A 21690-nucleotide genomic window follows, 5' to 3' on the forward strand; every position below is an offset into this window, starting at 1 on the left:
GTCATCGTCCGTTTTTTTACGAACCGGCCCTTCCGTCGGGCTTTGGAACGCCGTCGGTTGGAGCGATGTCGGATTTGATAACGGAGGCGAAGCCTCTGTTCAGTGCAAGATCTGGCTACACGTAAGATATGGCCGGTCTAAGACAAAATCCAGATTCGAGGAATCGTCACGGCTCCAGGAAGGCAGCTTGCCCGATCCCTGGGGAATCGTGGTATGATAACGGCAAATGGAAGGCGGGAGGTGACTTCAATGACAGTCACCATTTATGATGTCGCACGTGAGGCAAAGGTGTCGATGGCGACAGTGTCGCGGGTTCTGAATGGCACCGCCGTCGTCAAGGAGGATACAAAGCGTCGCGTGTTGGACGCGATCGCCAAGCTGGGTTATCGGCCAAACGCTGTGGCACGTGGTTTAGCGAGCAAGAAGACACGGACCATCGGCGTCATCGTGCCGGATGTATCCACCGCGTTCGTGGCAGAGGTGGTGCGCGGGATCGAGGACATTGCCACGATGTACGATTATCAGATCATCCTCGCGAACTCAGACGCCCAGGTGAAGCGAGAGGTGGATCTGATCGGCACCATGTGGGAAAAACAGGTCGACGGACTGGTCTACATGACCGATCGATTGGTCAAAGAGCATGTGGACGGTTTCGAGCAGGCCCAGATTCCGGTTGTCCTGTGCGCGACGGAAGACCCGGAGCGGCGCATTCCGTCGGTGAATATCGACAACCGCCGGGCCGGGCGCGATGCCGCACATTTTTTGCTCGATCGCGGATGCCGGCGGATCGCCTACGCGACCGTGCCTGAAGGGCGGTCTGTGCTGGCCGATCGGCGTGGCAGCGGCGTCGCCTCGTGTGTGCCGGAAGGCCATTTGGTGCGAATCGAGTGTCCCGATGGCCGTTACGAGACCGCTTTGACCGCCATCCAGAGGGCGCTGCAGGAGCACCCTGTGGACGGCATTGTCGCGGCGACCGACGAACTCGGGCTGGCGTCCATTCATGCCGTGCAGGACCTTGGAAGACGGGTGCCTGACGATGTGAAGGTGATCGCCTTCGACAACACGCGGTTGGCCACCATGGTTCGGCCAGAGATGAGCGTCGTGGCGCAACCCATGTACGATTTCGGTGCCGTGTCAATGCGGCTGTTGACCAAGCTCTTGCAGGACGAACCGGTCGACACCTACACCGTGACGTTGACACACGATATCGTTGAACGACAGTCGACTTGATGCGAGTGGCCCCGTCGTCCGATCGGACGAGGGGTCAGATGGGCAGGAAGGTTGAGGCGGATCGCATGTTCGCGGATTTCGTGGAACAGCACAGAGATGAGATGGTGAGCACGCTTCAGGCGTTGCTTCAAATTCCGAGCGTGGAAGGGGAAGCGGAACCGGGCGCACCCTTTGGCGCGGCTTGCCGTGAAGCGTTGCAGTTTGTACTCGATCTCGCGGCCGCACACGGGTTGGTGACGCAGAACGCCGATGGCTACGCGGGCCATGTAGAGTACGGGGACGGCGATCCGTACATCGCCGTACTTTCCCATCTGGACGTGGTCCCGCCCGGCAACCACTGGACCTATCCGCCGTTCGGGGCGGAGATTCACAATGGGAGTGTGTATGCGCGGGGCGCCATCGACGACAAAGGACCCGCTCTGGCGACCTTGTGGGCACTAATTGCGTTGAAGGAACTCAATCTCCGGCCACGCCGGAAGATCCGTCTTATCTTCGGATTGGATGAAGAGAGCGGCTGGCTGTGCATGAAACATTACTTTTCGAAGTATCCACAACCGCTGGGCGGCTTCACTCCGGATGCCGATTTTCCCATGATTCACGCCGAGAAAGGAGTGGCCACGCTGCGGATCGACACCCGGGCCGACACGGATTCGATGAACCCCCGTGTAATCCGGTTCACGGGGGGAGACCGGGTCAACATGGTGCCCGATCACGCGATGGCCGTGGTGGACTGCCATTCCGAGACGGCGGCTCAGGAATGGGAGCAGAAACTGGGAAAAGAGGCGCGCGCCAAGCAGATTGACGCCAACATCTCGGTGAAGGGAGACGCGGTGGAAATCTCGGTTCACGGCACGTCCGCACATGGCAGCACGCCGGATCTGGGTAAGAACGCCATCACCCGGCTGGCGGCTTTGCTCTCCTCGCAGCCTGTGGCAAATGCCTCCATGTGGCGAGCGATCGCCGCTCAGGACACCGCGGGTCGGGCACTGGGCATCGATTGCGCGGACGACGTGACGGGTTCATTGACGAGTAACCTCGGGCGCGCGGAGTTGACCGGGGACACGTTCTCCTTCTGGTTTAACATCCGTTATCCGGTGGATGTCACCGGCGATGAACTGGTGCAGCGCTGTCAGGCGTACGTATCGGACAAGTGGGGCGTTCATCTGGTGAGCAACCGGGATCCGTTGTTTGTCTCCCCAGACAGCCCGGTGATTCGATGCCTGGCTCAGGTGTATGAACAGTACACCGGAAACAAGGCCGAGCCCATCGCCATCGGGGGTGCCACGTACGCGAGGGCCATCACCAACGGGGTCGCGTTCGGACCCTTGTTCCCAGGCCAGCCGGACAGGGCGCACCAGAAGGACGAGCATTGGTCTCTGCAGGATTATTTCCTGTGCACCCAGATATACGCTCATGCAATGTTCGAGTTGGCGAATACGCTATAGTAGCCGATTCGCTGTATAATGAACGTAGGCGGATGACCTGCGCCGTCAGGGGCAGGCTGGAGAGACAGACCTGCCCCGGCGCTGCGACGACGGCGTGAGCGACCTGACCTCTGAAAACAAGGGAGGGATCCCCATGCGGGTCGAGCGGATCGCCAAAGACAAGGTCAGAATCTTCATAAGCTACGACGACCTCGAGGAGCGAGGCATAGAGCGGGATGAGATCTGGCGCAACGGCCGCAAGGTGCAGGAACTGTTCTGGGACATGATGGAGACCGCGTATGAACAGGTGGGATTTGAAATCGCCGGTCCCATCGCTGTCGAGGCGTTCACGATGCCGACCGAAGGCGTCGTCGTCATCGTCACCCGGGTACCCAGCCTGCCTCCCCGGGCGGAAGAAGATGAGGATGAGGACGAGGAGATGCACGTCGAGGTCGACGTCACCTACTACTCCACGTTCGTATTTCGCTTCGATGATTTCGAGGACGTCGTGCGCGTGGCGCACGCCCTGCAGGATTATCCGGTGCGCGCGGTCTTGTACCTGTACGAGGGCGCTTATCACTTGTTCCTCGACGAGGACTCGATGCAGGATATGGATTACGATGCGATATGGGCCATCTGCCACGAGTACGGGGAATATTGCCAGGTGACCTCGGCGATGCTCGAAGAGTACGGGAAGCCGATTGTCACTCACAACACCCTGCGGTATATCGCGGATCACTTCCCGCTGTCATAAAGTTGTCGAAGCTGTCGTTGGTTATACAAGAAATGGAACGGGGGCGTCGCCCTCGTTTCTTATTTATCTGTTGTCCTGTATGTGACGCTGCGCGTGCCTCGCTGCGCCATGGCACGTCTTCATTGAAACCAATCGTAGACCTGGATGCACAGTGCGGCGATGGCGGTGGCCATCAGAGGGCCCACAGGCATTCCGCCGAAAAGGGCGATCCCGATGACGCTGCCCACCACGACGCTGATCAACAGGGGTGGGTACTCTTTGAGCAGTTCCAGCCCCTCAGCGTTGATCACGGTTGCAATCACCCCGGCGAACACGGTGATGAGCCCGAGCGGGCTGAAGATGGTCCGCATCATGTCGCGCGCGTCGATCCGGCCGCTCGCCAGCGGCACCAGGATGGAGATCATCAAGAACAACAGCCCAAGTTCCAAGCTTCGCCGCTCGAGCATCGGAAACAACCGGTCGAAGCGTAACATCCGCACGATCAGCAGGAGACTGGCGGCTACCGAGACGATGGTCGCACGCCCCAACACTCCGACGAGGATAAATACGATGAGAAGGATTTCTGGTGTAAACACCCCGCGCTCGTCCTTCCAGGTCCTGTCCCTTCTAAAAATATTCACTGGGTTCGCACGGCAGACCACTGCCCGCTCGGTTGTATCCTGCGGCCACACCCGGACCGGGGCGTGGACGATCGGTGAAATCTCAGGCCTTCGTTCGCCGGCGGAGGCGAAGAGACGCACCGCCCTCGCCGTGAACGGAGCCGGGTGATGTCCGCCCGCCGCCTGGGGACGTCTCCTCAGACCGGATGAACCACACCGCAAGGACTGCGCAGACGACACAAAGAGCCGCAACGGCGGCAAACATCCAGACACGGGGCAAAGTCATGAGGTACGTGATCGCCGGCGGGCCGGCTGCGACGCCGAGGAAACGGACGCTTCCGTAGAAGCTGGTCACCACGCCCCGCAGGGCGCTGTCCACCGCCGAGGTGATCAACATGTTCAGGCTCGGCAGTACGCATCCGGTTCCCAGGGCAGAGAGGGACAACAGGCAAACCAGCGGCCAAGCCCGCTGTGCCAGCGATCCACACGCCACCAGGCTGGCGGCCATGCTGCACAGTCCTCCGATGAGCATCCATTTCATCCGGCGCCGGCGCCTCCGGATGATGATGCCCGCAGCCACCGAAGTGAGGGTCAAGACGCCCAGCGGGATCGCCAGGATCAACCCCTTGCGGAGGCCGTCGATGCCGTATTGCTTCTCCAGCAGCTCCGATAGGTAAAACAGGACGCCGAACAAGGTGAACAGGGCGGTGGCGCCGCACAGGTAGGTGACGGACAACCAGCGGCCTTCCCGCCGGAAGACCTGCAGTAGATTGCTGAAATAGGAGCGCCCTTCTGCGCCGCCATCCGTGCGGCTGGCCGCGGGTTCACCCTTCCGTGAAGGGACCAGCCACCAAATCGCGGCTGCCAGTGGCAGACAGAGGACCGGAAACACAAAAAAGACTGCAAACCACGCCAACAACCCGACCGCCGCGCCGACGATGGGGCTGACCACTTTGCCAAAGGCGTTGCCTGCTTCATTGATGCCGAGCACGCGCGCCCGTTCGGCACCCTGAAACAGATCGCCGACGAGTGCCATGGCGATGGGCGCGGTGCCCGCGGCGCCGAGCCCTTGGATCACGCGGCCCGCCAGGACGAAAGGGTACGGACGAGGCAGGAACCAGCTGGCCAGCCCGGCCATCAGACCGCCCGCGCCGAACACCAACAGGGCCGGGGCGATCACCGCCTTGCGTCCAAATCGGTCGGAGAGCATGCCGGCGAAGGGAATGACCACGCCGGCCGGCAAAGAGAACAGGGTGATCACCAGGCTGATTTGGAGCCGGCTCACCTGCATGCGATTCGCCATCTCCGGCAGGCCAGGGATCAGTACAGAATTGCCGAGCACCATCAACCAGGGGACCAGACTGAGGAGGATCGCCGGTGTCCAATTGGAGGTGTGTCGCATGGTGTAGCCCTCCTTCGACTGCGCCGGGCGGTACCGCAGGCACGAAGTCAGTGTGCCCGGACGCACGCCAGGATATTGCTTTGAACATCGCTGGCTGAGTTGTTATACTGATGGCGGTCTGGGACATGCCTGCGATCGATTCATTTCGTTTTTTTACTAAAGGTGGTTGATGGACGTCATGGAGACTTATCCGGGGACTGAGGTGGACAAACGCGTGGAAGCCGATAATCTGGATGTGCTCAGCAGCACACAACAAGTGATCCGAGAGGCCCTCCATCGCCTCGGATACGACGAACAGATGTTCGAGTTGCTCAAGGAGCCCATCCGGGTCCTCACCGTGCGTTTTCCGGTGCGAATGGACGACGGCAGTGTGCGGGTGTTCACCGGGTACCGGGCGCAGCATAACGATGCCGTAGGACCGACAAAAGGAGGCATCCGGCTCCATCCGGATGTAAATGAAGACGAGATTCGTGCGCTATCCATCTGGATGACGGTGAAGTGCGGCATCGCCAACATCCCGTACGGCGGCGGAAAAGGCGGGGTGGCGTGCGACCCGCGGCATATGTCCTTCGCGGAGATCGAGCGCCTGAGCCGGGCCTATGTGCGGGCCATCAGCCAGATTGTCGGGCCGGCGAAAGATATTCCGGCCCCGGATGTGTTCAGCAATTCCCAGACCATGGCCTGGATGCTGGATGAGTACTCGCATCTGCGAGAATTCGACTCACCCGGATTCATCACCGGCAAACCCGTCATCTTGGGCGGCAGCCGTGGACGGGAGAGCGCGACGGCACGCGGGGTGGCCATCTGCATCGAGGAAGCCGCCAAGGTCAAGGGTCTGGCACTTGAGGGGGCGCGGGTGGTGATCCAGGGCTTCGGCAACGCCGGAAGCTACCTGGCCAAGTTCATGTATGACCGGGGGGCCCGCGTGGTGGGTATCTCGGACGCCTACGGCGCCCTGTACGACGAAAATGGCCTCGATATCCCGGATCTGCTGGAGCGGCGGGACTCGTTCGGGACTGTAACGAAGCTGTTCCGGGACACCATCACCAACCGGGAATTGTTGGAGCTGGATTGCGACATCCTCGTACCGGCGGCCATCGAAAATCAGATCACCGCTGAAAACGCGGATCGCATCCGTGCTTCGATTGTGGTCGAGGCCGCGAACGGCCCCACCACCCTGGCGGCCACCAAGGTGCTGGCGAACCGGGGGATTCTCGTGGTACCGGATGTCCTCGCCAACTCCGGCGGTGTGATTGTGTCGTACTTCGAGTGGGTCCAGAACAACCAGGGCGACTACTGGTCGGAAGAGGTGGTACAGCGGCGCCTCGCGGAGGTGATGTCGCGCAGTTTTGCCACAGTGTATGAGACAGCCCTGCGTTACCAGGTGGACATGCGCCTGGCGGCTTACCTCGTCGGTGTCCGGCGCGTGGCCGAGGCGGCGCGTTGGCGCGGGTGGGTGTAACCGAGGGAGGAATTTTGACCACCCATGGAGAACACATCCTTATCGTGCTGAATGGTTTACCAAAATTCGGCACCGTTCATAATGTACGTATTCGTTTCGATTAGGAGGTACACGATACATGCGCGCGGAACCGCTCACCTCTGAGGGAGGGGGAGAAGACATGGTGTTGCCCAGCCAGCGTGTGAAGGTGCACATTCGCTGCCGAAAGTGTGGCGAAACCTTTATTCTGCGCGGCGTACGGGACGCCAAGGGACATATTGAGACCGGTTTTAAACGCTGTCTCTGCGACAATGAGGATGACTTCGACATCGAGCCGCTGAATTGAAGGGCGGCTCGATTTTTTACATCCGGGGATGGTTTTTGACTGAGGAAACCGACCAGGAACACTGACGACTGGATTCTCTCCCCGTTCATCATGAAGCGCTCAGCCCCGTCTGCCTGCCCTGCAAAGGGCAGGCATATTTGCGTTTTTATAAGCCAAAACTACCCTCACGACATTTCCATGGAATTCACTGGAGGGAGAACGGGGCACTGATGAAGCGGAGGAGACGAGGATGGATCTGCGTGGGCGTGGCGTTGGCGATCGGCCTTTCCGCGCCTGCCGTTTGGCACACGCCGCATGAACCGTGGACGAATGTGGAGGCGTTCACACCGCGTGACCTTCGTTATGGCAGCGAAGGGTACGATGTGTACGAGTTGCAGAATCGCTTGGGTTATCTAGGGTACTACCATGGCCGCATCGACGGGATATTTGGATGGAAGACGTATTGGGCCGTGCGGAATTTCCAATACAACTTTGGCATGAAGGTCACCGGGATCGTGGATAGGAAGACGAAGATGAAACTGGTGGCGGCCAGCAGGGGATGGCACTACAGAGGCTCGTCGCAGGGTAACACCGGCCAGACCGGCGGCAGCAAGGCGGGCGCCGCAGCGAGAACCGCGCCGTCGGGGAACTCCCCGGGGCGGATGCCGTCGGTCCCCGGTCTCAGCCAGTCCGATGTCAATCTCCTGGCGCACGTGGTATACGCGGAGGCGCGCGGGGAGCCGTACCCCGGTCAGGTGGCTGTGGCGGCCGTGTGCCTCAACCGGCTGCACGATCCTCGCTTCCCCCACACCATCCCGGCCATCGTCTATCAACCGGGGGCGTTCACGTCAGTCCAGGATGGGCAGATCAATCTCGAACCGGACGCCACGGCGCGCAAGGCGGTACTCGATGCCGTGCACGGATGGGATCCGACCCACGGGGCGGTATACTACTTCAACCCAAACACGGCGACGAGCGGCTGGATCTGGTCCAGGCCACAGATCCTCAAAATCGGAAAACATATCTTCACCAAGTGAACGAGGAGGGAGAACATGCTGCATCGCACGACATGGGTGGCCATACCGGTGCTGGGCCTGGTGTTGGTCGGAAGCGGCCTGGGCTGGTGGGGATACGGGCAATACCGGGAACGACAGGCGCTGGCCATTGAGACGGAAAACCAATATGAGAACAGCTTTCACAATCTGGCGACGGAGGTAGACCAGCTCCAGCGGGAACTCGGTAAAACCATCGTCAGCGGTGACGCAAACCGGTTTCAGGATCACCTTCGCGACGTCTGGCGCATTACCTACGCCGCCCAGACCGATGCGTCCCGCTTGCCTTTTGAGTTAATGCCGATGCACCAGACGCAGCAATTCTTGAGTCAAGTGGCGAATTCCACCAATACGTGGATCGAACAACAGGCGAAGCCCACCAATGCCTCGGTCCGAAAGCAACTGCAGACTTACTATGCGCAAGCCGGGAAGTTGAATGGCCAGCTGCGGGACCTCCAGGCGACGGTGTTGAACAACCACCTCTCATGGCAAGACGTCAATCGGGCGCTGCGCACGCATCGGACCGACAACCAGGTGGTGGACGGCTTCCGCAAGATGGACACGCAGGCAGGGACGTTCGTCGAGTCCCAGCAGCGCGTACCTTCCCCGGTGCGGCCGGATACAGACGTGTTGTCCAAAGAGCCGGTCGTCGACGCGGAAGGGGCCAAGCGGGCGGTGCGGGCGTTTCTGGGGCTGCCGGCGAGCACCGATCTCCAGGTTCAGGCTGCCAAGGCGGGGGCTCCGGCACCGGTGTACTCCGTGAGCGGGGCGGTGCCGGCCGGTTCTTTGACCGCGACGGTCAGCCAGCATGGGGGGCACGTGTTGTCGATGTCCATCACGCCCAAACCGACCAAAGGGGAGGTCGATTTCAGCGAGGCGGAGGACAAAGCGGCGGCTTGGCTCACGGCCCACGGATTCGGCCACGTGGAAAACACCACCGCACGCCAGTATGACGGCACTGCCTATTACGTGTTCGTGCCCGTGCGAGACGGCGCGCAGGTCGTCACCCAAGGCATCATGGTCAAAACGGACCTGCACAGCGGCAACGTGATCGGCTATGACGGAACCAACTACTTCATGCACCCGGTGCAGGGCCTCGCACCGCGTCGCTTGAACGCAAACCAGTTGCGCAAGGTGTTGAGCCCGGACCTGCACGTGCAGATGCAGCGCGATGTCATCCTGGAGGACCCGGACAAGCACTGGGTTCCGGCGGTGGCGTTCTACGGCACGTCGAACGACGAGACGTACGTCGTCTACGTCAATGCCAACACCGGCAAGGAGATTGAGGTCGAACAGTTGTCCTGACCGCCTTCCCGTCCCTCTCCCTGTGTCGTATAATAGGGAGACAATGGGAGGATGGGAGGGGTGTCCTGAATTGAGCCTGCCGGCCATCGGACAGGTTTTGCGGGTGCGCAAGGGTCCAGAGACGCCTGAATATTACCAGTCGAGGCTGGTGGAGACGGGAGAGCGCGATCTGTTCATCGACATTCCGCTGCACGCCAGCGATCGCACGGCCCTCGACCCCGCGGGACAGGATGTGTGGGTGGAATATCACGGGAGGGACGGGGCACTGCGGCGGTTCCGGACGCAGGTGCTGGAACTCGTGTATTTGCCGTCGCCGGCTTGGCGGATCGTCCGGCCGAAGCCGGACGACATCGCCCGGGAACAACGGCGGGAATTCGTCCGCGTCGACACGGACATCGACGTGAAGCTCACCGTCCGGCTGGAATCCGGTGTCCAGCACGTCACCGTGCGCGCGCATGATATCAGCGGCGGGGGCTTGTCCGTATGGCTTCCGCGAACGATGGTTTTGCATCCGGGCATGACGGTCGAAGCACAGTTCATCCTGCCCAATCCGGAATATCCCGTTCACGCCCGTTGCACGGTCATCCGCGTCGGAGACAGAAACGAGCGCGGTATGGCATTGGCTTCCATGAAATTTGAAGAGCTGAAGGAGTCTGTTCGGCAGCGTATCATCCAATACACGTTCTGGCGCCAACTTCGCTTGCGATAAGCATGCGCCACCGACCCCGTGCATACGTTGAACATGGACGAGGCGGCTCAGGTGCCGCATGGCGAGGTGAAACGCATGCGATTGGGAAGCCGGGTGAAGGGGAACCGCTTAATGGATCGGCAGCCGGGGTTTCCCGCCCATTCGGAGGAACATCAGGACAGGTGGCACATCCTCAGTGAAGGGCTCGACCGGGTGCTCCTGCCCGTGGCGCTCGGCTGTCTGAGCATGCTGGTGGTCGTCCAGGCGCTGACTGCCGTCCCCGCGGTCCGCCGTTTTGTCGATGCTCGGTCGAATGGATACGTCCAGGTCGATCCGCGACCCGCGTCGGCGGCCGCATCCCAACAGGCCGTTCTCCACCTGTACCTCGCTCCGGCAAAGCCCCGGCCGGATCTGCAGGTTCTGGTCAACGGCCAGGTGCAGACGACCTTTCAAACCGTGAACCTCTCCGTCGTCGTTCACGCAGGGGATGTGGTGCAATTTCGCGCTGGGGAACCCGGGGTGGCGTTTGTTCAGGTCGATCACGATGCCGCCAATCTCCTGTGGCCTGCCCCAGGGCAGACGGTCGAGATCGACCAGCCGGATGTCGTCGTCTCCTTGCCCGCGGCCGAGTTTGTGCCTTGACGCCGAACAAATTCGTCTTGCGACCCTTCCGGCGCTGTGCTAGTATGAGGGTGGTCAGTGAAACGGAACATCCTGCCGCTTTCCAGTTTGCTGTTCGTGTGGTCGTTTGAAGTCATCATCAGATCACATGCGGTCTAACAGGTGTCGGCTCCGAACGATTGGAAACCAGCTTGAACATCTGGGAGATTGTGCGCTGTGAAAGCGGGCTTCCATGCTCGCTTTTTCATTTGTCTAGCTGACTTCGTGGAGGACGTGTTGTGCGGCACATCAGCATCGCGATCGACGGCCCCGCCGGAGCGGGGAAGAGTACAGTGGCCAGACGAGTGGCCAAGGAACTCGGGATCCTGTATGTGGACACGGGTGCGATGTACCGCGGCGTCGCTTGGCTGGCGGTCCAGCATCATGTTTCACCGGAAGACGAACGGGCCTTGCTCCAACTGCTGCGAGATCACAGCCTCCGGTTTGAGTACCACCCATCCGGCGAGTTGGAAGTCATCGCGGACGGCCAGGTGATCACGCCTTACCTGCGTGACCCGGAGGTGTCCGAGACGGTTTCCAAGCTGTCCGTCCATCCGGCGATCCGAAACCTCCTGACCGAGTGGCAACGGGAATTCGCACAACGGTATCCGGTGGTGATGGACGGCCGGGACGTGGGCACGGTGGTGTTGCCGGATGCGCAGGTCAAGGTGTTTTTGACGGCTAGCATCGAAGAGCGGGCGAAGCGGCGCCAAAGAGAGTTCACTGACAAAGGGTTTGATGTCTCGTTGCAGGAGATGCAGCAGGCCATCGCGGAGCGGGATGCACGCGATGCGTCGCGTTCCGTGGCACCGTTGCGACCGGCGGACGACGCGTATTTCATCGACTCCACCGGTAAGAGCGTCGAGGACATCGTCGAGGAGATCCTGAGCCTGGTGGAGCGGGTGCCGAATGAGTGAGTTCGTCGTTCGGGATCCGTTCTACGAACCGCTGTACCGGGCCATGCGGGCGTTTGTACATATCGCGTTTCGGCTCATGTTTCGAATCCGAATCCGAGGCGTACACAACATTCCGCAAACCGGGCCGGTGGTGATCGGCTGCAATCACCTGCACGTGTTCGACGTTCTCCTGCTGGGCATGGCCGTCCCCAGGTTTGTGCATTTTATGGCCAAGGAGGAATTGTTTCGCCACCGCCCGTTTGCAGCATTGATCCGGTATCTCGGGGCTTTTCCCGTCCGGCGCGGGCTGCAGGACAAAGGGGCGATTCGAAACGCGCTGGCTGTGCCCGCGCACGGAGGTTGTTTGATTGTCTTTCCGGAAGGGCACCGCTCCCGGGACGGAAAGCTGCAGAAAGGGCTGCCGGGCATCGCCTTCATCGCGCGCAAGGCCAATTGCCCTCTGGTCCCGGCGGCCATCATCGGGCCGTACCGGTTGTGGCGAAAGGTGACCATTCGATTCGGAGAACCCATCCTGCCCCAGCCGGCCGACACAAACGAGTCTGTGTTGGAGACACTGATGATGCGAATCCAGAAGCTGCTCGACGAGGGACATGCATGAGCGCCCAGGCATGGGCGGCTGACGGTGTGGTGTACGCCGCGTTGTTGGCGATGGTGTGGGCGTTGCGGGTTCGGCTCTTGCGAGGGCCGGTACGCTCCCGGCGGGAGCACCGCCGCTTCGTCAACCGTTGGACGGCGGGCGCCGCGGGGGTGTCGACGTATTTGACGGGAGTCGGCGTCCTGCACCAACTGCATGCGGTGGGGGCGCTGGCTGGATGGGTGTTGTACGCCGCGGGTATCGTCGCGGTATGGCTAGGCTTACGATCCTTGAGACGCTTCATCCAGGTGCGGGAGTCCGGTGGGTCGAACGCGCCGGGACAGGGTCCTGAGGTGAGTGATAAATAGGTTGACATGGCATGAGGAGGCGTCGTGAATGTCTGAGGAATTGCAGGAAATGTTGAATACCCCCACGCTCAATCCTGGGGATCTGGTCAAGGGTACGGTCGTCGAGGTCGACGACAAGAAAGTGATCGTGGACATTGGGTACAAGTTTCAAGGCATCATTCCGATTCGTGAGTTATCCCCGCTGCGCATTCAACACCCGAGTGAAGTGGTCGCCGTCGGCGATGAGGTCTTGACCAGCGTCCTGAAGCTTGATGAGGACTCCGAAGCGGTCATCCTGTCCCGACGCGAAGCCGCGGCTCGCACAGCGTGGGAGGATCTGATGCAGAAGTACGAGTCCCGTACACCGTTCGAGGTCACCGTTCACGATGTGGTCAAAGGCGGATTGGTGACCGATGTGGGCGTGCGCGGATTCATCCCAGCGTCGCTGGTGGATCTGAAGTTCGTGGACGACCTGGAGTCGTTCAAGGGCAAGAAGATCCGAGTGATGGTGGTGGAGATCGATCCGGAGAACAACAAGCTCATCCTCTCCCGCAAGGCGGTTCTTGAGCAGGAGCAGGCGGAGGAGGCCGCGAAGACCATTGCCTCGCTGCAAGTCGGCAGCATCGTCGAGGGTACGGTTCAGCGTCTGACCAACTTCGGCGTGTTCGTCGATGTCGGCGGCGTCGACGGGCTGGTCCATGTATCTGAATTGGCCTGGCATCATGTGGCGGATCCGTCAGAAGTCGTCAAGCCGGGAGACAAGGTGAAGGTGAAAATTCTGCGGGCCGATCCGGAGGCGGGGCGCGTCTCCCTCTCCATGAAAGAGGCCTCGCCGAGCCCGTGGGAGACGGCCGCGTACGATTTCCACCCGGGTGACGTGGTGACGGGCGTGGTGCGCCGTGTGGTCGACTTTGGGGCGTTTGTCGAGCTCAAACCGGGACTGGAAGGGCTGGTGCACGTATCGCAGATTTCGTACGAGCACGTGGCCAAGGCGTCGGACGTCCTGCAAGAAGGCCAGGAAGTCAAGGTCAAGGTGTTGTCGGTCGAACCCGAGCGTCAACGGATCTCCTTGTCCATCAAGGACGCGGAGTCCCGCGGCGGTGGCGGCGGGGGCCGGCGGGAACCGCGCCACACTTCGTACGAGGACCGCTCGACCGGAAGCACAGGTGCGACCATCGGCGATTTGTTCCGTGATCTGTTCAACAAGGGTTGAACCGAGGCGGAGCGACGCCGTTGAAGCCCCCTGGTGGGGGCCCTTGGGCCGAAAACGGGATCCGGACATCCGGATCCCGTTTTGACTTCGGATAAGCGGCGGGGGCCGGGGTACACTGGGAATCGTGAACGTCTGCCAGGAGGGAGACAGATCCGCAGTGGACACTTACTATCCGTCGTTCGTCTGCTGCGCAGCGCTGATCGGCCTGTCCGCCCTCGCACGCGCGGAGCGGCTCGCGGCGTGGGTGGAGGCGGGCCGCTTCGCCTTGGGCGGGTGCGGGGCCGTGTACCTTTTGGCGCTGTGGGTCTATTTCATCTACCCGCAGTGGGCCACCCCCGTTTGGGGGCTGACCGTGGCGGGCATGTCGGCGTTGGCCGGCGTTCGCGGCGTTCCCTGGTCGCGCCGAATCCGCGCTGCCCTCATCGGAATCGTCGCTGGATGGACCGTCCTTCGTGTCTGGGAGGAGCACCCGTTCGCAGTTTGGCACGGGCTTCCCTCTCTGTGGCTCCTGTCTGCCGGATGCGGGTGGGGGATCGCCGCCGCTTGCGAACGCCCCCGGGAACGCCTCGTGGCGTTGGGGGGGCTGGCGTTGGGAGGCTCCACCCAGACGTGGGTAGGCCTGGCGATGGCAGGGGAGGGGTGGGCCGCTGCCGGAAACGCATCCGCGTTGATCTGCAATGTCACCTGGTTGACGGCGGCGCTGGTACTCGGCTGGACGGTTCTAGCCTGCTGGAGGCGCGAGATGACGGGCGGTCGACCGCGACCTTCCATTTGACTGGGGTCGCCCGCCTGCCGCATAATGAGGAAATGACGAGTTTTGAAAGTCAGGAGTGCTGCCGGTGCCGAAAATCCAGCGCATTCATCCCGGCTCCCTCGCAGAAGAATTGGAACTGGAGCCGGGCGACGAACTGTTGAAGATAAACGGGCAACCCATTCGGGATATCGTGGACCTTCAGTTCGCACTCGCCGCAGAAGAGATCGAACTTGAGGTCAAGAAACGGGATGGCGAGATCTGGGTGCTCGAGGTGGAAAAGGGATACGACGAGGGGCTCGGGGTCGATTGGGAGCACCCGACGGTCGACCGCGTGCGTCTGTGCCACAACAAGTGCGTCTTTTGCTTTGTCGATCAAATTCCGTCCAACATGCGCCAGACGCTGAACGTTCGGGACGACGACTACCGGCTTTCGTTCCTGCATGGGAACTTCGTCACATTGACCAACGTCAAGGACGAAGAATTGGAGCGCATCATCCGCTTGAAGATGTCTCCCTTGAATATCTCCGTGCACACCACCAACCCGGAATTGCGCGTGCGAATGCTGGCCAACCGGCGGTCGGGCGAAATCCTCCGCCAGATCGACCTACTCGCTAAGGGCGGCATCGAGATGAACACCCAGGTGGTGCTGTGTCCAGGTTGGAACGATGGTGACGAGTTGGACCGGACCATTCGTGAACTGGCGCCTTTTTATCCTGCCGTCCGGACCCTGTCGGTGGTACCGGTCGGCCTGACGAAACACCGCCGCGGCCTCCACAAACTGCGCCCCTACACGCCCGAGGAAGCCCGACAGGTGATCGAACAGGTCACCCGTTGGCAGGAACACTTCCAGGAGACCCTCGGTGTGTCGTTCGTGCACGTGGCCGACGAATTTTACGTGCTCGCCGACGTTCCGGTGCCGCCGGCCCGGTTTTACGACGAGTTCGCGCAGACCGAGAACGGCGTCGGCGTCATCCGCACGTTCCTCGACGAACTGGAAGAGGTGTGGCCGCGCGTGCCGCGCAGGCTGCAGCGGGAACCTCGCCGCGTCGGTGTCATCACTGGCGTGTCCGCCCAAAAAGTGATCCGCGAGTCGTTGGAACGCTTGTCGGGCGTCCCCGGATTGGTCACCCGGGTGTTTCCGATTGTCAACGATTTTTACGGACACCATGTCACCGTGACGGGGCTCATCACCGGCACAGATATCGTGCAGCAGCTTCAGGGACAGGTGAACGACCTGGACACGCTGCTGTTACCGGACATCATGCTCAAGGACGATGCGGACGTGTTTCTCGACGACTACACCGTGCAACGGGTGGAGGAGGAGTTGTCCCTGCCTGTCACGGTGGTCCCGGCGACCGGGAGCGGACTGCTGTTCGGCGCCATGGGATATACGCAATCACTTCCGCCTCGACGGCGGTACGAGGCGACCTTGCGGGTGATGGAGGCTCCGCAGGAGGAGCCCCCGTTGGCCGCATCGAATGGCTGAGGAAACTGAGCGAACGGGACTGAGGATATGGCATTACCGATGGTCGCGATCGTCGGACGCCCGAACGTGGGCAAGTCGACGTTGTTCAACCGCGTCGTCGGACAGCGCATCTCCATCGTGGAGGATGTGCCCGGCGTCACGCGGGATCGCATTTACGCGAAGGCAGATTGGAACGGCCGCGAGTTTCACGTCATCGATACCGGCGGGATCGAAATCAGCGGCGCGGACGACATGGCGAACCTGATCCGAGTGCAGGCGCAGCTCGCCATCGACGAGGCCGACGTCATCGTGTTTTTGGTGGACGGCCGCGCGGGGCTGACCGAGGCCGATCGCGAGGTGGCGGAGCTGCTGCGCCGCTCGCGCAAACCGGTGGTCCTCGGTGTCAACAAACTGGATCATCCCAAACACCATCCGGCAGTGTACGAGTTCTATGAACTCGGGTTTGGCGATCCCATTCCCCTGTCCTCGGAGCATGGCGGCGGGACGGGCGATCTGCTCGACGAGGTGGTCCGGCTGCTCCCGCCGGGGGACGACGACCATTACGACGAAGACGTCATCCGGGTGGCGCTCATCGGCCGGCCGAACGTCGGAAAGTCGTCGCTGGTCAACGCCCTGCTGGGGCACGAGCGGGTGATGGTCAGCGATGTGGCCGGTACGACGCGGGATGCCATCGATTCTCCATTGGAGTCGGACGGGCAGCGGTACGTATTGATTGACACGGCCGGCCTTCGGCGGCGCGGAAAGGTCTATGAGAACATCGAGCGGTACAGCGTGCTCCGCGCATTGCGGGCGATTGAGCGGACCGACGTGGCGCTCATTGTGCTCGACGGCGCGGAAGGCATCACGGAGCAGGACAAACGCGTCGCGGGATACGCGGTGGAGGCGGGCCGGGCGTGCGCTTTTCTCGTGAACAAGTGGGACGTAGTGGAGAAGGACGACAAGACCGCGCACCAATTTGAGAAGCGGATTCGCGACGAATTTCCGTTCATGCGCTGGGCACCCGTCTTGTTCGTCTCTGCCAAGACCCGCCAGCGCGTACACCGGATTCTCCCTCTCGCCCGTGAGGTCGCGGAAAATCATGCGATGCGCATCGCCACGTCGACCTTCAACACGGTCCTTCAGGACGCGGCCGCCAGTGTACCGCCCCCGACCGACCGCGGGCGCCGGTTGAAACTGTTGTACGGGACACAGGTAGCGGTGAAACCGCCGACGTTCGCCCTGTTCGTCAACGACAGCGAACTGATGCACTTTTCCTACGAGCGGTATCTGGAAAACCGTCTGCGGCAGGCGTTCGGATTTGAGGGCACGCCGATTCGGCTCTTGGTCCGAACCCGTTCCTAGACCGCAGACCGGAAGCGGATGCACCCAGGATATGGGCCAGCAGGCGGGGCTGAGGAGGAGGACGGGTGATTCTCCTGTGCGCAATCGTCGGGTATTTGTTAGGGTCCGTCTCCACCAGCACCTTGGTGGTTCGATGGGCGGCCGATTTGGACATCCGGCAGCACGGCAGCGGCAACGCTGGGGCGACCAACACATTGCGCGTATTGGGTCTTCGGTATGCCCTCTTGGTGCTCGCTGTCGATATTTTGAAAGGCATGGCCGCCGTCGGGATCGCGGAGGTCCTTGGACACGGCCATCCTTGGGCGGTCTACGCCGCCGGTCTCGCGGCCATTGCGGGACACAATTGGCCGGTATTCTTCGGTTTTCGAGGTGGAAAGGGCGTCGCCACCACCATCGGGGTGCTGGCTTTGGTGATGTTCACGCCTGCGGCCATCACCGGTGCGATCGCCATCCTTATGGTGGTCTTGACACGTTACGTGTCGCTCGGGGCGTTGACGTTTACGGTGCTCACCCCGGTGGCGGCGCTGTTGCTCGGGTATCCCTGGCCGAAAGTGGCTTTTGCGGTGGTCATCGCCGCACTGTCCATCTTCCGGCATCGGCAAAACATCGGCCGTCTGCGGCGCGGGGAAGAACACAAGGTATTCTCAAAATCGTGACAGGCTCATGAATGGGAGCACCCAGGCGACGGGGAGGGGCTGCGATGAACATCTCGGTACTGGGCGCTGGCAGTTGGGGAACCGCACTGGCGATGGTGCTCGTGGGCAACGGCCACCAGACCACGTTGTGGGCGCGTCGTCCCGGCTTGGTGGACGAGATCCGCACGATGGGCACCAATCATCATTACCTTCCAGGCGTGAGGCTGCCCGCGGGATTGTCGGCGACAGACGATGCAGCGGAAGCCCTCGCCGGCGCGGAGATGGTGGTGTATGTCGTGCCGTCCGCTTCCATGGCGGAGGTGGTGGAGGCCACGAGCCGGTGGATCCCGGACGAGGCGCTGTTGGTCCATGCCGTCAAAGGGTTTGATCCGGCGACGCATCGCCGGATGTCCCAGGTGATCCTGGCAGCGCACCCGGAAGCGGCCTCGCGGGTGTGCGCCCTGACGGGCCCCAGCCATGCGGAGGAGGTCGCCCGCGGCATGCCGACCACCCTCGTCGCAGCGGCCTACTCACGCCAGACCGCAGAGATGGTTCAGGACGCCCTGATGAACGCCACGCTCCGCGTGTATACCAATCCAGATGTCGTCGGGGCGGAGTTGGGCGGGGCCTTAAAGAACATCATCGCCCTCGGGGTGGGCATCGCCGACGGATTGGGTTACGGGGACAATGCCAAGGCTGCCCTGATGACCCGAGGGCTCGCCGAGATCAGCCGGCTGGGCCGCGCGATGGGGGCTTCGCCGCTCACCTTTGCCGGCCTGTCGGGGGTCGGAGATCTGATTGTCACCTGCACCAGCCGCCACAGCCGAAACTTTCGGGCGGGCCGTATGCTCGGCCAAGGCCGGCCGTTGCCGGAGGTGCTGAATGAGATCGGTATGGTGGTCGAGGGAGTCACCGCCACGAGGGCAGCCGTCGAGATCGCTGCCGAATACGAGGTGGAAATGCCCATCTCCCAAGCCATCTACCAGGTCCTGTTTCAAGGTAAACAACCTGAGGAAGCGGTCGACGACCTGATGGGGCGTGAGCGCGGACGAGAGCTCGAAGAAGTGGCGCGCGATCTGGTCCCGCCGGATTGGCTGCGGACGTGACACTGGATGTCGATTGGCGGGTTTGGTAAAATGGCTCAAGGTTGGACAACCCGGTCGAACAGCAGCCTCGTGAGGGAGTTGCGCCAGGGGACCGGTCAGGCGGGAGGATGCGCATGAGCCAAATACCTGCGGATCTGAAGTATTCGAAAGAGCACGAGTGGGTACGCGTCGAAGGGAATCGGGCGTACGTCGGGATCACGGATTTCGCGCAGGACGAACTGGGGGACATCGTGTTCGTCGAGCTGCCGGAGGTCGGCGCGCAGGTCACGGCCAATGAGACCTTTGGCACGGTGGAATCGGTGAAAACCGTCTCGGATCTGTTCGCCCCCGTATCTGGTAAGGTGGTGGAAGTCAACGGCGCGCTCGCCGACAACCCGGAAAAGGTGAACGAGAGCCCGTACGGAGACGGGTGGATGATTGTGATCGAGATGTCGAATCCGGAGGAATTGAACCAGCTGTTGGATGCCGCCGGGTACCAGGCGCACATCGGCGGCTGAGGAAAAGACACGTCATCGCTGGGTTCAGGCGTTTCTCTTCGGCGCCCGTGCACAGGCGTTGCGAAGGCCAACGCCCCACGTCAACCCTTGGGACAGCCCGCAAGCGGAAGCTTGCGGGCTGTCCTGTTCTGGTGGTTCTACCGGCACGGCTCGGACAGTATACATAGGGTGTCAGCGGCGGCAGGGCCCTCTCCGGCATACGCCGACATTCCCTGCATATATATGTTAGCGTCCCACCGCATGGGACAGATCCTGGGACTGTCAGTGGCCCGGGGAGGTGTACGGGCGGAGCTGTCTACGCCGAAAACTTGGGGGGCCTGGTGTCCAGCGGGTTGGGCTGTGCTCCGATACGGATTCCAACGGGGCGTCCGGAAGCCGCTCGGGCCCGCAAACGAGGAGGAGGAACGCGTGGAGAAGTTCGACGTTTTTAAAGACATCGCGGAGCGGACAGGGGGCGACATTTATCTCGGCGTAGTCGGCCCCGTACGCACTGGCAAGTCCACGTTCATCAAGAAGTTTATGGAGCTCATTGTGCTGCCCAACATCAAGGAGGAGGCGGACCGAGTACGCGCGACCGACGAACTGCCGCAGAGCGCGGCCGGGAGGACCATCATGACGACGGAGCCCAAGTTCATTCCCAACCAGTCCGTCGAGATAACGGTCGCCGAGGGACTTGATGTCAATGTGCGCGTCGTCGACTGCGTGGGTTACGCGGTAGAGGGCGCGAGAGGATATGAGGACGAAAACGGGCCCCGCATGGTGACCACCCCATGGTTCGATGAACCGATTCCGTTCCAGGAAGCGGCGGAGATCGGCACGCGCAAAGTGATCGCGGATCATTCGACGCTGGGCGTGGTGGTCACGACCGACGGGACCATCGCGGAGATCCCGCGGGAGGGGTACGTGTCCGCCGAGGAACGAGTGGTGCAAGAACTGAAGGAGTTGGGCAAACCCTTCGTGGTCATCGTCAACTCCGCCCATCCGGAGCACCCTCGCTCCCAGGCGTTGCGTGCCGAGTTAGCCGAAAAATACGATGTGCCCGTTCTCCTGTTGTCCTGTGCGACGTTGACGGTGCACGAGATCCACTCGGTACTTCGGGAAGCGCTGTACGAGTTTCCGGTCAAGGAGGTCAATGTCAATCTGCCCAACTGGGTCATGGTCCTCGACGAGGACCACTGGCTCCGTCAACAGTTCCAGGATTCCGTTCAGGAGACCATTCGCGACATTCGCCGCATCCGCGATATCGACCGAGTAGTGACGAATTTCTCGAATTACGAATTCATCTCCTACGCCGGGCTTTCGCACATGGACATGGGCAAAGGCGTCGCAGTGATTGATCTGTCTGCTCCGGACGAACTGTACGACCGCGTGTTGACCGAGGTGGTCGGCGTTCAGATCACCGGCCGCGACCAGCTGCTGCGCATGATGAAGGAATTTGTGCACGCGAAGAAGGAGTACGACAAGGTCGCGGACGCTCTGAAGATGGTGAAGATGACCGGTTACGGAATCGCGCCGCCTGTCTTGGAGGAGATGACGCTGGACGAACCCGAGTTGATCAAGCAGGGTTCACGCTTCGGCGTTCGCCTCAAGGCCACGGCGCCATCCATCCACATGATCCGGGTGGACGTCGAATCGGAGTTCGCGCCCATCGTCGGTACCGAAAAACAATCCGAAGAACTGGTCCGGTATTTGATGCAGGACTTCGAGAACGATCCGCTGAAGATTTGGGAGAGCGACATCTTTGGAAAGTCACTTGCGGCGATCGTACGCGAGGGTATTTCCGGAAAACTGTCGCTGATGCCAGAGAACGCCCAGTACAAACTGCGCGAGACCTTGCAGCGCATCATCAACGAGGGCAGCGGCGGGCTGATCGCCATCATCCTGTAACCTGTTCAGGGGAAGTCGGATTGCCCTCGATATCCGGATAGACCTGCGAGATC

The 21690-nt window shown here is 61.5% G+C and carries 22 protein-coding genes; 20 read left to right on the forward strand and 2 right to left on the reverse strand.

Annotated elements, in window-relative coordinates; genetic code table 11:
• Positions 1-249: 249 nt before the first annotated feature.
• From N687_RS0102045 to N687_RS0102055, 3 genes are all read left to right on the forward strand, one after another.
• The gene (locus N687_RS0102045; protein WP_029420272.1) at positions 250-1230 is read left to right on the forward strand and encodes a substrate-binding domain-containing protein; all 981 of its coding nucleotides are present in this window, start codon (positions 250-252) and stop codon (positions 1228-1230) included.
• A gap of 38 nt (positions 1231-1268) precedes the next feature.
• Positions 1269-2675 carry a dipeptidase PepV gene (gene pepV, locus N687_RS0102050; protein WP_051662872.1) on the forward strand — a complete coding sequence of 469 codons (1407 nt, stop codon included), beginning with the start codon at positions 1269-1271 and terminating at the stop codon, positions 2673-2675.
• A 133-nt stretch (positions 2676-2808) separates the two neighbouring features.
• Entirely contained in the window at positions 2809-3408 is a 600-nt protein-coding gene (locus tag N687_RS0102055) for an adaptor protein MecA (protein ID WP_029420274.1), read from the forward strand.
• Positions 3409-3527: 119 nt separating this feature from the next.
• On the opposite strand, the gene N687_RS0102060 is transcribed toward N687_RS0102055, so the two are convergent.
• Positions 3528-3983 (reverse strand): DUF441 domain-containing protein, encoded by a 456-nt coding sequence (locus tag N687_RS0102060; protein WP_029420275.1) that lies wholly within the window; start codon positions 3981-3983, stop codon positions 3528-3530.
• A gap of 127 nt (positions 3984-4110) precedes the next feature.
• Complete coding sequence (locus N687_RS0102065; protein ID WP_051662873.1) at positions 4111-5409, reverse strand: MFS transporter; 1299 nt, start codon at positions 5407-5409, stop codon at positions 4111-4113.
• Between the two features lie 178 nt (positions 5410-5587).
• Here N687_RS0102065 and N687_RS0102070 point away from each other — a divergent pair, with 178 nt between their 5' ends.
• The 17 genes from N687_RS0102070 (at position 5588) to spoIVA (ending at position 21637) form a co-directional block, all read left to right on the forward strand.
• The gene (locus N687_RS0102070) at positions 5588-6871 is read left to right on the forward strand and encodes a Glu/Leu/Phe/Val family dehydrogenase (protein ID WP_035462693.1); all 1284 of its coding nucleotides are present in this window, start codon (positions 5588-5590) and stop codon (positions 6869-6871) included.
• Positions 6872-6989: 118 nt separating this feature from the next.
• The gene (locus N687_RS0102075) at positions 6990-7196 is read left to right on the forward strand and encodes a hypothetical protein (protein WP_029420278.1); all 207 of its coding nucleotides are present in this window, start codon (positions 6990-6992) and stop codon (positions 7194-7196) included.
• A 209-nt stretch (positions 7197-7405) separates the two neighbouring features.
• Complete coding sequence (sleB, locus tag N687_RS0102080) at positions 7406-8212, forward strand: spore cortex-lytic enzyme (protein WP_156040008.1); 807 nt, start codon at positions 7406-7408, stop codon at positions 8210-8212.
• 15 nt (positions 8213-8227) lie between these two features.
• Entirely contained in the window at positions 8228-9532 is a 1305-nt protein-coding gene (locus N687_RS0102085; RefSeq protein ID WP_029420280.1) for a PepSY1/2 domain-containing protein, read from the forward strand.
• Positions 9533-9602: 70 nt separating this feature from the next.
• Positions 9603-10241 carry a flagellar brake protein gene (locus N687_RS0102090; protein WP_029420281.1) on the forward strand — a complete coding sequence of 213 codons (639 nt, stop codon included), beginning with the start codon at positions 9603-9605 and terminating at the stop codon, positions 10239-10241.
• A 51-nt stretch (positions 10242-10292) separates the two neighbouring features.
• Complete coding sequence (locus tag N687_RS0102095) at positions 10293-10862, forward strand: hypothetical protein (protein WP_035462018.1); 570 nt, start codon at positions 10293-10295, stop codon at positions 10860-10862.
• A 257-nt stretch (positions 10863-11119) separates the two neighbouring features.
• Complete coding sequence (gene cmk / locus N687_RS0102100; protein ID WP_029420283.1) at positions 11120-11797, forward strand: (d)CMP kinase; 678 nt, start codon at positions 11120-11122, stop codon at positions 11795-11797.
• Positions 11790-12395, forward strand: coding sequence for a lysophospholipid acyltransferase family protein (locus N687_RS0102105; protein WP_081841082.1), 606 nt, complete (start codon positions 11790-11792; stop codon positions 12393-12395). The genes cmk and N687_RS0102105 overlap by 8 nt, the downstream gene beginning before the upstream one ends.
• Positions 12392-12739 (forward strand): hypothetical protein, encoded by a 348-nt coding sequence (locus N687_RS0102110; RefSeq protein ID WP_029420285.1) that lies wholly within the window; start codon positions 12392-12394, stop codon positions 12737-12739. Before N687_RS0102105 ends, N687_RS0102110 begins: the two co-directional genes overlap by 4 nt.
• 28 nt (positions 12740-12767) lie before the next feature.
• Positions 12768-13931 (forward strand): 30S ribosomal protein S1, encoded by a 1164-nt coding sequence (gene rpsA, locus N687_RS0102115; protein ID WP_029420286.1) that lies wholly within the window; start codon positions 12768-12770, stop codon positions 13929-13931.
• Between the two features lie 157 nt (positions 13932-14088).
• Positions 14089-14706 (forward strand): hypothetical protein, encoded by a 618-nt coding sequence (locus tag N687_RS0102120; protein WP_029420287.1) that lies wholly within the window; start codon positions 14089-14091, stop codon positions 14704-14706.
• Positions 14707-14770: 64 nt separating this feature from the next.
• Positions 14771-16171: a DUF512 domain-containing protein gene (locus tag N687_RS0102125; protein ID WP_231493374.1), complete on the forward strand. Its 1401-nt coding sequence runs from the start codon at positions 14771-14773 to the stop codon at positions 16169-16171.
• 27 nt (positions 16172-16198) lie between these two features.
• Complete coding sequence (gene der / locus N687_RS0102130) at positions 16199-17512, forward strand: ribosome biogenesis GTPase Der (protein ID WP_029420289.1); 1314 nt, start codon at positions 16199-16201, stop codon at positions 17510-17512.
• Positions 17513-17577: 65 nt separating this feature from the next.
• Positions 17578-18168: a glycerol-3-phosphate 1-O-acyltransferase PlsY gene (plsY, locus tag N687_RS0102135; protein WP_029420290.1), complete on the forward strand. Its 591-nt coding sequence runs from the start codon at positions 17578-17580 to the stop codon at positions 18166-18168.
• Between the two features lie 44 nt (positions 18169-18212).
• Positions 18213-19253 (forward strand): NAD(P)H-dependent glycerol-3-phosphate dehydrogenase, encoded by a 1041-nt coding sequence (locus N687_RS0102140; protein ID WP_035462020.1) that lies wholly within the window; start codon positions 18213-18215, stop codon positions 19251-19253.
• Positions 19254-19366: 113 nt separating this feature from the next.
• Positions 19367-19750, forward strand: a complete 384-nt coding sequence (gene gcvH, locus N687_RS0102145) for a glycine cleavage system protein GcvH (RefSeq protein ID WP_029420292.1) — start codon at positions 19367-19369, stop codon at positions 19748-19750.
• A 408-nt stretch (positions 19751-20158) separates the two neighbouring features.
• Positions 20159-21637: a stage IV sporulation protein A gene (spoIVA, locus tag N687_RS0102150; RefSeq protein ID WP_029420293.1), complete on the forward strand. Its 1479-nt coding sequence runs from the start codon at positions 20159-20161 to the stop codon at positions 21635-21637.
• Positions 21638-21690 lie beyond the last annotated feature (53 nt).

The sequence above is a fragment of the Alicyclobacillus macrosporangiidus CPP55 genome (assembly GCF_000702485.1).
Taxonomy (GTDB): domain Bacteria; phylum Bacillota; class Bacilli; order Alicyclobacillales; family Alicyclobacillaceae; genus Alicyclobacillus_H; species Alicyclobacillus_H macrosporangiidus_B.